At 58.9% G+C, this 14,610-nt stretch carries 14 protein-coding genes; 8 read left to right on the top strand and 6 right to left on the bottom strand.

The window, feature by feature from the left end:
- Window positions 1-22 precede the first annotated feature (22 nt).
- Entirely contained in the window at window positions 23-874 is an 852-nt protein-coding gene (locus B347_RS0113885; protein WP_019410298.1) for an SDR family oxidoreductase, read from the bottom strand.
- A gap of 187 nt (window positions 875-1,061) precedes the next feature.
- Here B347_RS0113885 and exbB point away from each other — a divergent pair, with 187 nt between their 5' ends.
- The 6 genes from exbB (at window position 1,062) to B347_RS0113915 (ending at window position 8,018) form a co-directional block, all read left to right on the top strand.
- A complete protein-coding gene (exbB, locus tag B347_RS0113890) occupies window positions 1,062-2,045 on the top strand; it encodes a tonB-system energizer ExbB (protein WP_019410299.1) in 984 nt (327 codons plus the stop codon).
- A 6-nt stretch (window positions 2,046-2,051) separates the two neighbouring features.
- The gene (exbD, locus tag B347_RS0113895; RefSeq protein ID WP_019410300.1) at window positions 2,052-2,477 is read left to right on the top strand and encodes a TonB system transport protein ExbD; all 426 of its coding nucleotides are present in this window, start codon (window positions 2,052-2,054) and stop codon (window positions 2,475-2,477) included.
- Window positions 2,474-3,220, top strand: a complete 747-nt coding sequence (locus tag B347_RS0113900; protein ID WP_019410301.1) for a TonB family protein — start codon at window positions 2,474-2,476, stop codon at window positions 3,218-3,220. Before exbD ends, B347_RS0113900 begins: the two co-directional genes overlap by 4 nt.
- Window positions 3,221-3,532: 312 nt before the next feature.
- Window positions 3,533-4,453 (top strand): hydrogen peroxide-inducible genes activator, encoded by a 921-nt coding sequence (locus tag B347_RS0113905; RefSeq protein ID WP_019410302.1) that lies wholly within the window; start codon window positions 3,533-3,535, stop codon window positions 4,451-4,453.
- Between the two features lie 9 nt (window positions 4,454-4,462).
- Window positions 4,463-6,538, top strand: coding sequence for an ATP-dependent DNA helicase RecG (gene recG / locus B347_RS0113910; RefSeq protein WP_019410303.1), 2,076 nt, complete (start codon window positions 4,463-4,465; stop codon window positions 6,536-6,538).
- Window positions 6,539-6,617: 79 nt separating this feature from the next.
- A complete protein-coding gene (locus B347_RS0113915; protein ID WP_019410304.1) occupies window positions 6,618-8,018 on the top strand; it encodes an HDOD domain-containing protein in 1,401 nt (466 codons plus the stop codon).
- A 45-nt stretch (window positions 8,019-8,063) separates the two neighbouring features.
- On the opposite strand, the gene B347_RS0113920 is transcribed toward B347_RS0113915, so the two are convergent.
- The 4 genes from B347_RS0113920 to B347_RS0113935 form a co-directional block, all read right to left on the bottom strand.
- Window positions 8,064-8,447, bottom strand: a complete 384-nt coding sequence (locus tag B347_RS0113920) for a hypothetical protein (RefSeq protein WP_019410305.1) — start codon at window positions 8,445-8,447, stop codon at window positions 8,064-8,066.
- A gap of 199 nt (window positions 8,448-8,646) precedes the next feature.
- Window positions 8,647-8,922, bottom strand: a complete 276-nt coding sequence (locus B347_RS0113925) for an HU family DNA-binding protein (RefSeq protein WP_019410306.1) — start codon at window positions 8,920-8,922, stop codon at window positions 8,647-8,649.
- A 189-nt stretch (window positions 8,923-9,111) separates the two neighbouring features.
- Window positions 9,112-10,260 (bottom strand): NAD(P)/FAD-dependent oxidoreductase, encoded by a 1,149-nt coding sequence (locus B347_RS0113930; protein ID WP_019410307.1) that lies wholly within the window; start codon window positions 10,258-10,260, stop codon window positions 9,112-9,114.
- A gap of 38 nt (window positions 10,261-10,298) precedes the next feature.
- Window positions 10,299-10,466, bottom strand: a complete 168-nt coding sequence (locus B347_RS0113935; RefSeq protein WP_019410308.1) for a rubredoxin — start codon at window positions 10,464-10,466, stop codon at window positions 10,299-10,301.
- Window positions 10,467-10,668: 202 nt separating this feature from the next.
- Here B347_RS0113935 and B347_RS0113940 point away from each other — a divergent pair, with 202 nt between their 5' ends.
- Both B347_RS0113940 and ubiA read left to right on the top strand, forming a co-directional pair.
- On the top strand, window positions 10,669-11,232 hold the full coding sequence (locus tag B347_RS0113940) for a chorismate lyase (protein ID WP_019410309.1): 564 nt from the start codon (window positions 10,669-10,671) through the stop codon (window positions 11,230-11,232).
- The gene (gene ubiA, locus B347_RS0113945; RefSeq protein ID WP_019410310.1) at window positions 11,232-12,122 is read left to right on the top strand and encodes a 4-hydroxybenzoate octaprenyltransferase; all 891 of its coding nucleotides are present in this window, start codon (window positions 11,232-11,234) and stop codon (window positions 12,120-12,122) included. Before B347_RS0113940 ends, ubiA begins: the two co-directional genes overlap by 1 nt.
- Before the next feature lie 85 nt (window positions 12,123-12,207).
- Here the strand turns inward: ubiA and B347_RS0113950 are convergent, their stop codons facing one another.
- Window positions 12,208-14,592 (bottom strand): penicillin acylase family protein, encoded by a 2,385-nt coding sequence (locus B347_RS0113950; protein WP_019410311.1) that lies wholly within the window; start codon window positions 14,590-14,592, stop codon window positions 12,208-12,210.
- Window positions 14,593-14,610: the final 18 nt, after the last annotated feature.

Here is a 14,610-nt window from a genome sequence, read left to right on the forward strand (position 1 = left end):
CGCTCCCGCAGGGCAAGAGGTGTTAGCCAGCCAAAATGGCTGCATACCCCTCGCGATAACTCGGGTAACGTGGCTCCCAGCCCAACGCTTTTGCCCGCGCGTTGCTGCAACGCTTGCTACCCGCTCGCCTCACACTTGCCTCGGCGTCCCACTCCGTAACGCCCAGACGCTCACGCAACCAGCCCACGACCTCAGCCAACGGCGCCGGGTCGTTATCGACGCCTATATAACAGTCGTCTAGGGTTTTGCCGTGCCGGTCAGCCTCAAGCAAGAACGCTAAAAGCCCGCCCGCATCATCTGCGTGAATCCTGTTGCCATACAGCGGCGGGTCGACAGCGACCCGATACCCCTTGCGCACTTGCCCCAACATCCATTCCCGGCCCGGCCCGTAGATACCGGTCAACCGCACCACGCTGGCAGGTATGCCGCTGCGCAACGCAACCTGTTCGGCTTCAAGCATGATCCGCCCGGAATAACGCACGGCCTGCGCAGGCGAGGTTTCATCCACCCATTCGCCATCTTGCTGCACGTAAACGCCGCTGCTGGACACAAACAACAGGCGTTTAGGCTGCTGCCCATGCTGCTTAAGCCAACTCAGGGTGTGTTTCAAACCCTCGACATACGCCGCCTGATACCCGGCCTCGTCGTGATCCGTCGCAGCGGTGCAATACACCAGATAGTCAATCGGGCCTGTCGGCCAATGCGTCGGGCACGCCTCGTTGAACAGGTCTCCCGCGACACCAATGACGCCTGCGGGCAAGCGCTCGATAGAACGCCGCAATCCATAAACCTGCCAGTCATTGGCGAGCAACTGAGTGGCCAGACGACTCCCGACATCACCACAACCGACGATCAAAACTGAGGCTTTGGGCATCTGAAAACTCCTAACGAAGTGTTACAAAATGGAGTGAATGATCACGACCAAGGTCGTGACTTTCGAAAAAACAGGTGCAATTGCTTTTGTTAACAAGAATTACTTGCAATAATAACGCATCATTTGCCCTGGGTCTTAAGACGCGCTGTAGGGCAATTCTTCTTTTCCTTCTTCAGGTCCGGCTAGCATGACACGCAATCAACCCACCGCTTCGCCAACCCAGCTTTCGAGCCCATCACGCCTGTGGCGTGGGCTTGCGGCGCTGATGTTCAGCTTCTTGCTGGCACCTGCTGCGGCATTTGCCGACGAGCCTGCTGCTCCAGCCGTACCATCTGCCACCGAGGCTGCGGCCCCGGCTCCTGCGGCAACACCGATTGCGACTGACCCTGCATTGGCGCAAAGCGCTGGTGCTCCAGCCGATGAAGCCTCGCAAGTCGTGGCCGAAGAAGAAGACAACAGCCTGGGCATGGCCCACGACCTGTCGCCTTGGGGCATGTACAAAAACGCCGACATTATCGTCAAGATCGTCATGATCGGCCTGGCCATTGCCTCGATCATCACCTGGACCATCTGGATTGCCAAAGGCTTTGAAGTCTTGGGCGCCAAGCGTCGCCTGCGCGGTGAAATCGCCAATCTGAAAAAAGCCCGCACCCTTAAAGAAGCCAGCGAAACCGCGGCCAAAGAAGGCACGCTGGCGCACATGCTGGTGCAGGATGCCCTCGAAGAGATGCGCCTCTCGGCCAATAGCCGCGAGAAAGAAGGCATCAAGGAACGTGTGAGCTTCCGTCTTGAGCGCCTGGTAGCTGCTTGCGGTCGGAACATGAGCAGCGGCACCGGCGTGCTGGCAACCATCGGTTCCACAGCACCGTTCGTGGGCCTGTTCGGTACCGTGTGGGGCATCATGAACTCCTTCATCGGCATCGCCAAAACCCAAACCACCAACCTGGCCGTCGTTGCACCGGGTATTGCCGAGGCCTTGCTGGCCACTGCACTGGGTCTGGTTGCAGCGATTCCTGCGGTAGTGATCTACAACGTTTTCGCCCGCTCCATCACCGGCTACAAAGCGCAGGTGGCGGACGCTTCAGCAGAAGTGTTGCTGCTAGTTAGCCGTGACCTTGATCACCTGCCGCCCGAGCGCAGCTCGCAACCGCATATGGTGAAAGTGGGGTAATCGGCCATGGGCCTGCATTTAAAAGAAGGCGATGACGACCTCGCCGAGAACCATGAAATCAACGTCACCCCTTTTATTGACGTGATGTTGGTGCTGCTAATCATCTTCATGGTGGCCGCACCGCTGGCCACTGTGGACATTAAGGTTGACCTGCCGGCTTCGACCGCGAAACCGGCGCCACGCCCTGAGAAACCTGTGTTCCTCAGCGTCAAAGCTGACCAGCGCCTGTACTTGGGCGAAGAACCTGTTTCAGTTGAAGCGTTAGGCCCGACCCTGGATGCCAGGACTCACAACAACAAAGACACGACGATCTTCTTCCAGGCTGACAAAGGCGTGGACTACGGTGACTTGATGAGCGTTATGGATGCATTGCGCGCAGCCGGTTACTTGAAGGTGGGTCTGGTCGGACTAGAGACGGCAGCCAAGAAATGACCATAGCGCGCCAAAAGATGACGCGTTACGCAATCAGCTTGGCCGTGGTGTTGGGTGTCCATGCAGTGGCAGTGATTCTTGCCCTGCAATGGTCCAACCCACGGGCTATCGAACTTCCACCGCAAGCCATGATGGTTGATCTGGCACCGATGCCAGCGCCACCACCGCCTGCACCGCCGAAAGTGGTGACACCACCACAACCGCCGGCACCCGTGGAAGAGTTGCCGATACCCAAGCTGGCTGAAGCGCCCAAACCCAAGATTGCTGTTCCGAAACCGGTCAAACCCAAGCAAAAGCCTCAACCGCCTAAGCCTGTGGAAAAACCTGATCCGATTAAAGAAAAGCCGTCAGAAGAGAAACCAAGCGACGCAACGCCGACCAAGGCACCGAGCGAGAAATCGGCGGCACCCGCGCCAGGCCCGTCGCCACAACAACTGGCAGCCAAAGCCAGTTGGGAAGGAACATTGCTGGCCCACTTGGGCAAGTACAAAAAGTACCCGCCTGCAGCTCAATCGCGGGGTAAAGAAGGCCTAAACCGTCTGCGCTTCGTGGTAGATGCTGAAGGCAAGGTGCTGTCCTACGAGTTGGTAGGTCGCTCCGGCAATGCTGATCTGGACCGGGCCACCCTGGAAATGATCCGCCGGGCACAGCCATTGCCCAAGCCGCCGCCAGAAATGCTAACCAATGGCAGCATCGAAATCGTGGCTCCTTTCGTTTATTCCATCGATAAACGTCGGCGTTAACACTAGAAAGGGCACCTCAGGGTGCCCTTTTTGCATGTTGGATACCCCTATTACGTAGCAGTTGCCGAGCACCGCGAGGCTACGCCCGGCGGCGAAGCCGTCGTATAGCCAGGCATCGCAGCTCCCTGCATTTACGATCGCAGCGCAATCGGACGTAGCCTCGCAAGGCGAGTCAACTGCTACGGGAGGCATAGCAGTTAATCGAACATGAATACCTGCCGCAGTCACTGTGGTTCCGTAGGTAATGAGTGATAACGTGCGTCTATCGATTGCAGCCGTTATGCTTGGCCCGCAAACATAGGGACGCCCGCTATGACTCTTACAGAATTACGCTACATCGTTACGCTCGCCCAAGAACAACACTTCGGCCACGCAGCCGAGCGTTGCCACGTCAGCCAACCGACCTTGTCGGTGGGCGTGAAAAAACTGGAAGACGAACTCGGTGTGCTGATATTCGAACGCAGCAAAAGCGCCGTGCGCCTTACCCCTGTTGGTGAAGGCATCGTTGCCCAGGCCCAAAAGGTTCTTGAACAGGCCCAGGGAATTCGCGAACTGGCCCAGGCGGGTAAGAATCAACTGACAGCGCCGCTCAAAGTAGGCGCAATTTACACCGTCGGCCCGTACCTTTTCCCACACCTGATTCCACAACTGCACCGGGTCGCCCCGCAAATGCCGTTGTACATCGAAGAAAACTTCACTCACGTGCTGCGCGACAAACTACGCAACGGTGAGCTGGACGCGATCATCATCGCGCTGCCATTCCAGGAAGCCGACGTTCTGACACTGCCGCTCTACGACGAGCCGTTCTACGTGCTGATGCCGAGCGAACACCCGTGGAGCAAAAAAGAAACCATCGACGCCAGCCTGCTCAATGACAAAAGCTTGCTGCTGCTGGGCGAAGGTCACTGCTTTCGCGATCAAGTGCTTGAAGCCTGCCCAACGCTGGGTAAAGGCAATGACGGCGCCAAACACACCACGGTGGAATCCAGCTCGCTGGAAACCATTCGCCACATGGTTGCGTCGGGGTTGGGCATTTCGATCCTGCCGTTCTCGGCGGTCGACAGCCATCACTACGCACCCGGCATTCTAGCGGTGCGTCCACTAACGCCGCCGGTGCCGTTCCGCACCGTGGCCATTGCCTGGCGTGCCAGCTTCCCGCGGCCCAAAGCGATTGAAATCCTCGCGGACTCAATCCGCCTGTGCTCCGTGGCCAAACCACCTGTTGCGTCCTAAGAAGCTGAAATGAGCGAGCTGTCAAACGTGTCGGTCACCGCGCTCAAGGGCGTGGGTGAGGCCATGGCCGAGAAATTGGCCAAAGTGGGGTTGGAAACCGTTCAAGACGTGCTTTTCCACCTGCCATTACGCTATCAGGACCGCACACGCGTCGTGCCCATTGGTGCCCTGCGCCCAGGGCAAGACGCCGTCGTGGAAGGCCGAGTGATCGGCATCGACGTGGTGATGGGTAAACGCCGCAGCCTGCTAGTACGCATCAACGATGGCACCGGCGGGTTGAGTCTGCGCTTTTACCACTTCAGCAATGCGCAAAAAGAAAGCCTCAAGCGCGGCACCGAAGTACGCTGCTACGGCGAAGCACGACCCGGCGCTTCGGGGCTGGAGATCTACCACCCGGAATACCGCGCCATTACGGGCGATGAGCCGCCGCCCGTTGATACCACGCTCACGCCGATTTACCCCACCACCGAAGGCTTGACCCAACAGCGCCTGCGCCAACTCAGCCTGCAAAGCTTGGGCATGCTAGGGCCACGCAGCTTGCCTGACTGGTTGCCGCCGCAGTTGGCCAAAGATTACCAACTGGCTCCGCTGGACGAGGCAATTCGTTATTTGCATCAGCCACCAGCCGATGCCGATGTTGAGGAACTCGCGCTGGGCCATCACTGGGCCCAACACCGTTTGGCGTTTGAAGAGTTGCTGACCCACCAACTCTCGCAACAGCGCCTGCGCGAGAGCCTGCGGTCTCAGCAAGCCCCAGCGTTGCCTCATGCTAAAAAGCTGCCTAAACAATTTCTCGCCAACTTGGGGTTCCCGCCAACCGGCGCTCAGGTCCGGGTTGGCAACGAAATCGCTTACGACCTCAGCCAGCCCGAACCCATGCTGCGCTTGATCCAGGGCGACGTCGGCGCAGGCAAGACCGTTGTCGCAGCCCTCGCCGCGCTACAGGCGCTTGAAGCCGGTTATCAGGTTGCATTAATGGCGCCCACGGAAATCCTCGCCGAGCAGCACTTCATCAGCTTTAAACGCTGGCTGGAACCGCTGGGTATTGAAGTCGCGTGGCTGGCTGGCAAGCTCAAGGGCAAGGCGCGGGTCTCGGCACTGGAGCAAATCGCCAATGGCGCACCCATGGTGGTCGGCACTCACGCGCTGTTCCAAGATCAGGTGCAGTTTAAAAACCTGGCGCTAGTGATCATCGACGAGCAGCACCGTTTCGGCGTGCAGCAACGCCTGGCCTTGCGCAACAAAGGCGTAGGCGGGGTGATGTGCCCGCATCAGTTGATCATGACCGCGACCCCGATCCCGCGCACACTGGCAATGAGCGCCTACGCCGACCTCGACACCTCGATTCTCGACGAACTGCCGCCCGGCCGAACCCCAGTCAACACCGTGCTAGTGGTCGACACGCGGCGGGTCGAAGTGATTGAGCGGGTACGGGCCGCCTGCGCCGAAGGGCGGCAAGCCTATTGGGTGTGCACACTGATTGAGGAATCTGAAGAGATGACCTGTCAGGCTGCCGAAACCACGTTTGAAGACCTCTCCAGCGCATTGGGGGAATTACGCGTCGGGTTGATCCATGGCCGCATGAAAGCCGCGGAAAAAGCCGACGTCATGGCGCAATTCAAAGCCGGTGAACTGCAATTGCTGGTCGCAACCACGGTGATCGAAGTCGGCGTTGACGTCCCGAATGCCAGCCTGATGATCATCGAAAACCCAGAGCGCCTTGGCCTGTCCCAATTGCATCAGTTGCGTGGGCGCGTCGGCCGGGGCAGTGCCGCCAGCCACTGCGTGCTGCTGTATCACCCGCCGCTGTCGCAAGTCGGACGCCAGCGCCTGGGCATCATGCGCGAGACCAATGATGGCTTCGTGATCGCCGAGAAAGACCTCGAACTGCGCGGTCCCGGTGAAATGCTCGGCACCCGGCAAACCGGCCTTTTACAGTTCAAAGTGGCTGACCTTATGCGTGACGCCGACCTGCTACCCGCCGTGCGCGATGCCGCACTGGCACTGCTTGAGCAGTGGCCAAGCCATGTCAGCCCACTCCTGGATCGTTGGTTACGACATGGCCAGCAATACGGCCAAGTGTGAAAATTCGTACAGTAATTTGAGAAGCGGCCGATCAAGTACCGGGTTATCAAAATTGAGTTGCACCAATCGGATACAGATCATGACCAATGCCGCCAGCGCCATAGCCGTTACGAGTACGCCGCCTGTTATCCAGCAATTGCTCGATGAGCGGGCCATTGCGTATCGAGAAGTCCACGATCATCCGGGAGTCAGCCCGGACAGCAAGGTACAGGCCGTGCTGCTCGAGGATACGGCTGGCGCCTTGATGGTGTTGTTCGCGCAGAGCCAATTGCTCGACCTTAACCGCTTGGCCGACCTGATCGGACGCCGCATGAGCGCCGTGGCTGCGGACCGGCTTAAGGAGTTACTCGACAAACATGGCCTGAGCCAACTGCCGGGCCTGCCCTCTATTACACGTTCGTCCTGCCTGTACGAAGAGCATCTGTTACAGCAACCGCTGCTACTGATCAGCGCGGGAGAGCCAGGCCTGCTACTGGAAATAACCCGCGAAGACTTTCAGCGCTTGCTGGGCATCGCCAACTCCGGGCGCTTTGGCGAGCCCTTGAACGAGATCAAGCTCAACCTTAATCGCCCGGACGACGACAGCGAAGCCATCACCCACGCGGTTCAGGCCTTTACCGCTCGGCGTATCCAGCAACGGCTCGAAGCTACCATCGAGATACCCCCGCTGGCAGAGAGCGTGCGCAAAATCATGCGCTTGCGGGTCGACCCTGACGTCACCATCGATGAAATCACCAGCGTTGTCGAAACCGACCCGGCGCTGGCGGCACAAGTCATAAGCTGGGCTTCGTCCTCGTACTACGCCGCACCGAGCAAAATCCGCTCGGTTGAAGACGCCATTGTGCGGGTGCTTGGGGTCGACTTGGTGATCAACCTGGCGTTGAGCCTGTCGTTGGGCAAAACCTTGAGTTTGCCCAACGACCATCCGCAAACCAGCACGCCATACTGGCAACAGTCGATCTACACCGCTGCCGTAATTGAAGGCCTGACGCGTGCCATGCCACGCGATCAGCGCCCCGAGGTGGGCCTGACCTACCTCGCGGGGCTGCTGCACAACTTTGGTTACTTGTTGCTGGCCCACGTGTTCCCGCCGCACTTCTCACTGATTTGCCGCCACCTCGAAGTCAACCCGCACGTCAGCCACAGCGTGATCGAACAGCACTTGCTGGGCATTAGCCGTGAACAAATGGGCGCATGGTTAATGCGCTACTGGGGCATGCCGGATGAACTGGTGACGGCGCTGCGCGCTCAACACGACCCGGACTACACCGGCATTCATGCGCAATACCCCAACCTGGTGTGTGTAGCGTTGGGGTTACTGCGCAAGCGTGCGATTGGTCACGGGGCTTACGCGCCGCTGCCTGACACACTGTTCGAGCGCCTGGGCGTGCCCCGCGAGAAAGCCGAGGACGCTGTCAGCAAAGTGCTGGAGGCCGAGGTATTACTGCGCGAGATGGCGAACCAGTTCAGCCAGACCTGATTAGGCTTGTAGTCGCTGCCGAGGTACGAAGGCTGCGACTACGTTTTAAGAAGTCTTCGGCTTTTTACGCGGTTTGAGGTACTTGGTCAGGCCCTGAAACCAAATCACCTGCGCCGGGTTGCCCTTGATCTGGATCGACTTGTCCTGAATCCCCGTCATAAACGCCAGTTGCTTGTTCTTCGCCTGCATCGTGGCAAAACCATACGCGGCATCTTTAAAGGCAATCGCAAAGGCAGGCTCCGGGTATAAACCCGAATGGCTGGTAATACGCTGGTCTTTGACCTTGAAGTGACGGGCGACTTTACCATCGAGGGTTTGCAGCTGGAAAACCAGGTCTTTGTCGACCAATTGCTGCTGAAAAGCAGGGTTTTTACGGCTGGCTTTGCCCATCAAAAAGCCCAGCATCCAGAGCAGAAAACGAAATTTCATGTACGCGGCCTCGGGGGAATAATAAATAGCCGGCGCAGTGTAACGATTTGAACCAAGAACACCACATATCCGCAGCATTAGACGCAGATACACGATTTTTTACCACTTATGGCCGCATGATCGGCCAAGTCATCATCAAGAGCGGGCAAGCCAGCTTGCCCGTTCTTCAGGGCCGCTTCGCATAGCGGCCAAGCCCGGCTTACGGGTTGACGCTGTCTTTCAGGAATTTTCCCGGCTTGAACGCTACGGTGTTGCTGGCTTTGATTTTGACCGGCTCGCCGGTTTGCGGGTTTTGCCCGGTACGCGCACCGCGATGGCGCTGGATAAAGGTGCCGAAGCCGACCAGCGTGACGCTGTCTTTGCGGTGCAGGGCGTTGGTGATTTCTTCGAGCACTGCATTGAGTACGCGGCTAGCCTGCTCTTTTGTAAGGTCAGCCTTTTCAGCGATAGCGTTGGCGAGATCTGGTTTACGCATGATGAAGCCTCTTTGACGGTTTTTTGTTGTTATTCCGTGCTGCTCTTCTATGGAGCAGCAACCACGGCGCCGCAGGCTCTACTCTGCGGCAGACCGGTGTGAGGATGGCACGCGACCAACGCCTGCGCCACCCTCAGCAGGGTGTTTGTTGAGTCAAGGCAATGGTATATACGACAAAAGGTGCCGCTTTCAGGCCAGCAAAGCCGGTAGCTCTTTGTTCAGCGCCAGTTTGTCGCGAACAGCCTCCCCCGTGAGGGCGTAACCCAGTAGTTTTCCGTCAGCATCGCGGCACAGCGCTTTGATGTCTGCACCTTGCCCTTCCACGGTCCAGACACCTTCAAAGCCCCGCGGCACAGGCGAAACCACCAACGGGCAAACCGGGGTTTTAACGGTAATCGGCATCGGCCCGTAGCTGACCGCTGTCGGGTTGCCGGCCAAGGTTTGCGCCAGCGCCCGGGCGCAGCTCATCAGTGGCATCACATACAGCAGGCTAAGGCCATCAACCTGCGCGCAGTCACCCAGGGCGAAGATGTTGTCGTGGGAGGTTTTGAGGTGACGGTCCACCTCTATCCCGCGGTTAATACGAATGCCCGCAGCCGCAGCCAAGTCGGTGCGCGGACGCAAGCCAATGGCCGACACAACCACATCACAGGCAATGACGCTGGCATCGGACAAGTGTGCTTCGAGGCCATTTTCAGTGCGCTGCAAACGCGTAAGCACCGGGCCCAAGTGCAAACGCGCGCCCAGACTTTCGAGACCCGCCTGCACCGCTGCCGCAGCGGCAGGGTGCAGCAACGTCGGCATGACTTGCTCGCAGGGCGCCACCAAATCAACGTCGTAACCCCCTGCAATCAAGTCGTTGGCAAATTCGCAACCAATAAGCCCGACGCCCAAAATCAGAACCCGACGCTTGCCCGCAGCGGCGGCACGAAAGCGTGCGTAGTCTTCGAGGTCGTTGATCGAGAAGATCGCGTCCTGGGCATCACCTTCTACCGGCAGCTGCACCGATTGTGCGCCCCAAGCCAGAATAAGGTCGCGATACGGCACGGCTTCTTCACCGATCCACAGCTGCTTGTGGCCCGGATCAATCGCGCTGACCCGCGTATGGGTGCGTACTTGCGCCTTGAGTTGTTCGGCCATCGCACCGGGCAGGGCCATGCTCAAACCGTCAGCTTCTTTATTCTTGCCAAAGCCGGTCGACAGCATCGGCTTGGAGTAGGAACGCCCATCATCGGCCGTGATCAGCAACAGCGGGGTTTCGCTGTCCAGCTTGCGAAACTCCCGGGCCAGGTTATAGCCAGCCAGTCCAGTACCAACGATCACGACAGGTGCGTTCATTCCAATCTCCAAGGTGAATCAATTCAAAAGTGGGCGGCTCAGCTGATTTCGATCATCTCGAAATCCATTTTGCCAACGCCGCAGTCCGGGCACAGCCAGTCTTCTGGCACGTCTTGCCATTGAGTGCCGGGGGCGATGCCGTCATCCGGCCAGCCTTCTTTTTCGTCATAAATAAGTCCACAAACGATGCATTGCCACTTTTTCATGGGGGTTACTTCCTTAGGTTCAGGCTGGGACGAGGGCACAGGCTCTTATCGACCGGCTGTGTTGCTCGTTAAATTCAGGGCGTTTTGTACTGATCAGCACCAACAGATGCAAGCACGATTACTGCCAAAAGCGCTCAGCCGCTCATACCAGGATCCGCGTGATAAGCTCGCCGACCTCAATGGCTGCCAATTATGACCCACCGTGCCGCACATAACTTCCCCGCTGATCTGCGCCGTCTGGCTTGAGCAACGCCATCTTCCTGCGCTGCCTGACGAACTAACCCTCGACTGGCTATTCGATCAGGGCTCCCTGACCCGGCGCCTGACCGCACTTTCAAACGACGCCTTCAGCGTGCTCCCACTATTCGAGGGTTGGCAAACATTGCGTGCCGATGAATGCGCCGCGCTTGGCCTGACCGAAAACAGTGAAGGCTGGGTGCGCGAAGTGTATTTGCTTGGTCATCAGCAGCCGTGGGTATTTGCTCGCAGCGTGGCAGCGAAAAGCGCGCTGCAAGAGGGCGGTCTGAACATGGACGAACTGGGGACTCGCTCGCTGGGCGAGTTGCTGTTTTGCGACGACGCCTTTGAGCGCGGCGCATTGCAGGTATGCCGCTACCCGCGCGCCGGATTACCGGTCGCCAATCAGACCGACGGCCTGTGGGCGCGACGTTCGCGCTTTACCCGCGGCTCGCTGAGCCTGTTGGTGGCCGAAGTCTTTTTACCTAATATGTGGGCCGCCCTGAGTGCCCGGTCGGAGAACACCTGATGTACGTGAGCTTGCTCAAATCACTCAATCGCTTGAACCCGCGTGCCTGGGACTTTATTCAACTGACCCGCATGGACAAACCCATCGGCATTTACCTGCTGCTGTGGCCGACGTTGTGGGCGCTGTGGATTGCCGCCAAGGGCGTGCCTTCGCTGAGCAACTTGTTGATCTTTGTGTTCGGCGTGATCCTGACCCGGGCGGGTGGCTGCGTGATCAACGATTTTGCTGATCGCAAGGTCGACGGCCACGTCAAACGTACCGAGCAACGGCCTTTGGTCAGCGGAAAAATCAGCAGCAAAGAAGCGTTGGTGCTTTTTGCGTTGCTCATGGGGATCAGCTTCCTACTGGTGCTGTGTACCAACGCCCCGACCATCTGGCTGTCATTCGGCGGCCTGGCGTTGGCCGCTAGCTACCCGTTCATGAAGCGCTACACCTACTACCCGCAATTGGTCCTGGGCGCGGCGTTCTCGTGGGGCATGCCCATGGCTTTCACTGCCGAAACCGGCAGTCTGCCGGCGGCGGCGTGGTTGCTGTACATCGCCAACCTGCTGTGGACCGTGGGTTACGACACCTACTACGCCATGACCGACCGCGACGACGACCTTAAAATAGGCGTCAAATCCACCGCCATTTTGTTTGGCGACGCCGACCGCGTGATCATCCTCAGCCTGCAAGGCTTGGCGCTGGGTTGCTTGTTGCTGGCGGGAGCGCACTTTGATTTGGGCGGCTGGTTCCACCTGGGCTTGCTGGCAGCAGCCGCGTGCTTTGTGTGGGAGTTTTGGTACACCCGCAACCGCGATCCGCAACGCTGCTTCAAAGCGTTCCTGCACAACCACTGGGCCGGTTTGGCGATCTTCGTGGGCATCGTGCTGAATTACGCGCTGGCCTGACCCTGTAGCCGCTGACGAGGCACGAGGCTGCGATGGGGTGCGCAGCAGCCCTCTGCCTCTGAGATCAAGAGCGAAGGTTTTGATTTCACCGCAGCACAGGCACCAGCCGCAACGTACTGCGGGTGTTGGCCTGGATCTCGGTGTCGTCGATATGGGTGATGTCGTAGTCGCCTTCGATGTAGGCCTGCGCCTGGTCACTGTAGTGTTTGTCGAAGGGCACGCCGCTTTGGCCCACCGGGTTGATGGTCAGGCCGTGCGCGGGGTCGGCAAAGTCGATCACGCGGCGGGTCGACGGGCCATAGCTCACAGCCCACGGCGCATTGCCGAGTTTGGCGCTGAGGTTGTTCGGCACTTCGTGACTGCCAGGCGCCGCAAAAGGCCCCACGTTAAATAACCAATCCAATGGTTTTTGCCGCCCCAGCGGGTGTTCATGCGTCAGGGTGTGGGCGCTGCCCCAGCGCCATTGCGCAGGGTCATCGCCCAAGCTGGTCTTGAGCTGGGCGATGCTGTTTTGCCAAGCCAATTTGACGATGTCGGCGCGGGTCTCTTTGTGCGCCGTGTTGGGGTTGTCCCACCACGGCGAATCAGGGCTCGCAGCAAGGCGCGGCAAGGCCTCGTCAATCACGCGGGTAGTTAGCAACGTGTCAAACAGTGCATCACCCAGTTTGTCGTGCATCGTTGCCTGCGCCAGGCTGTACAAAAACTGGTTGAACACGGTGGCGGCAGTCGAGTCCAGCGGGTAGTCGCCTTGCCATTTCGCCAGTTGCTCGACTAATTTGCGCTCAGTTGGAGCGCTGACCACGTCTCGTAACACCGGCAACAATGGCTTGAGCACGCGCTGTCCATAGTCAGTGGTGGTGCCCAGTTGCAACGCCTTGCTGTTTTTAAGGTTCCATTTCACGCCCGGATCACTGAGCTGGCGATTTAACTGCTGGCCGCGATCCGCCAGGTTGTAGTAACCAGGGATCTGAATGCCGGTGGGCGACACCGGCTGAAAGTTGGCCGAGACGATGTAGCCCCGCGCCGGGTTTTCTTCCTGCGGGTTATCGCTAAACGGGTAAAAGCCGTCTTTGTCAGCCTCATTCGTGCTGCCATCAAGGATGAAAGCCGGGTTGACCCCCGCAGGTCGTTTGGGCAGTTGTGCAGCCGCCCACCAGCCAATATCGCCTGCGGCGTTGGCCCACACCACGTTCAAGCCAGGCGCCTGAATGTGCGTCGCTGCTGCCCGGGCCTTGTTCAGGCTGTCGGCACGATTGAGCTGGTAGAAGCCTTCAAGGATCGGATTTTTAGTCTCCAGAAAACCCCACCACATGGCGATAGGTGTCGCGCCCGCCGTGGCGCCCAGCACGTCGTTGACGATCGGCCCATGCGGGGATTGGCGCAGGGTGAACGTAACCGGCGCTTCACCTTTCACGGCGATCTGCTGCTGGCTGCTGCTCATGTCGACCCACTCGCCGTGGTACCACACTTGATTGGGGTTATCGGGGTTGGTCTTTTCAGCGATCAGGTCCAGGTCATCGTTCTGGAACATCGTGAGGCTCCAACCAAAGTCACTGTTGTTGCCTAGAAACGCGAACGGCACCAGCGCTTGGTGGTAGCCATACAGCTCAAAATCCGGCGTGGAAAGCTGCGCCTCGTACCACGCCGACGGGGTCGAAAAACGGATATGCGGGTCGCCCGCCAGCAGCGGTTTGCCGCTTTGCGTGCGGCTCCCCGACACCACCCACGCGTTACTGCCTTCAAACTGCGGCAAACCCGCGTGGCTCAATGCCTGATCGCTGAGCTGTGCCAACGCCCCTGAGGTTTTCCAGTCGCTGGCCGCAAGGACCGGGACTAAAACACCTTGAGGTTGCCAGTCGAGATCGAAGACTTTCAGGTAGTCGCCGCCCAGTTGGTCGCGTACATAAGTCAGTAGCGGCTCGGTACGAAAGGCAGCAGCAAAGCTGTAGGCCATGTAACCGGCGACGCTGATCGTATCCTCCGCTGTAAACGGTCTAGGCGTGATGCCCAGCAGGTCGAACTCCACGGGTTTGGCGTGGGTGGCCTGATACTGATTAATCCCGTCCAGATAGGCTTGCAAGGCCAAAAATGCCGGAGACTGCTGATCCAACTCGGTCACATAACTGGCCGCCCGCTCGCGAATGCGCAGGCTGCGAAACAGCTTGTCGGTGTCGACCAGTTTAGGCCCCAGCACCTCAGCCAATTCGCCCCGAGCCAGGCGACGCATGATCTCCATCTGAAACAACCGGTCTTGCGCCTGCACGTAACCGAGTACGCGGTACACATCCGCCTCATTGCCTGCCCGAATATGCGGCACCCCGCGCTCGTCATACCGCACCGTGACCGGCCCTTGCAGCCCATTCAGCGCAACCTGCCCCTGTCGCACGGGCAGTTTGCTTTGCACGTACCACACGCTGCCTCCGACAACGGCAGCGATAACAAGGGCGAGGGCGGTCAGGCTGCGTTTCATGGAGGGTTCCTTATCCTT

It is taken from the genome of Pseudomonas psychrophila HA-4 (assembly GCF_000282975.1).
GTDB classification, from domain to species: domain Bacteria; phylum Pseudomonadota; class Gammaproteobacteria; order Pseudomonadales; family Pseudomonadaceae; genus Aquipseudomonas; species Aquipseudomonas psychrophila_A.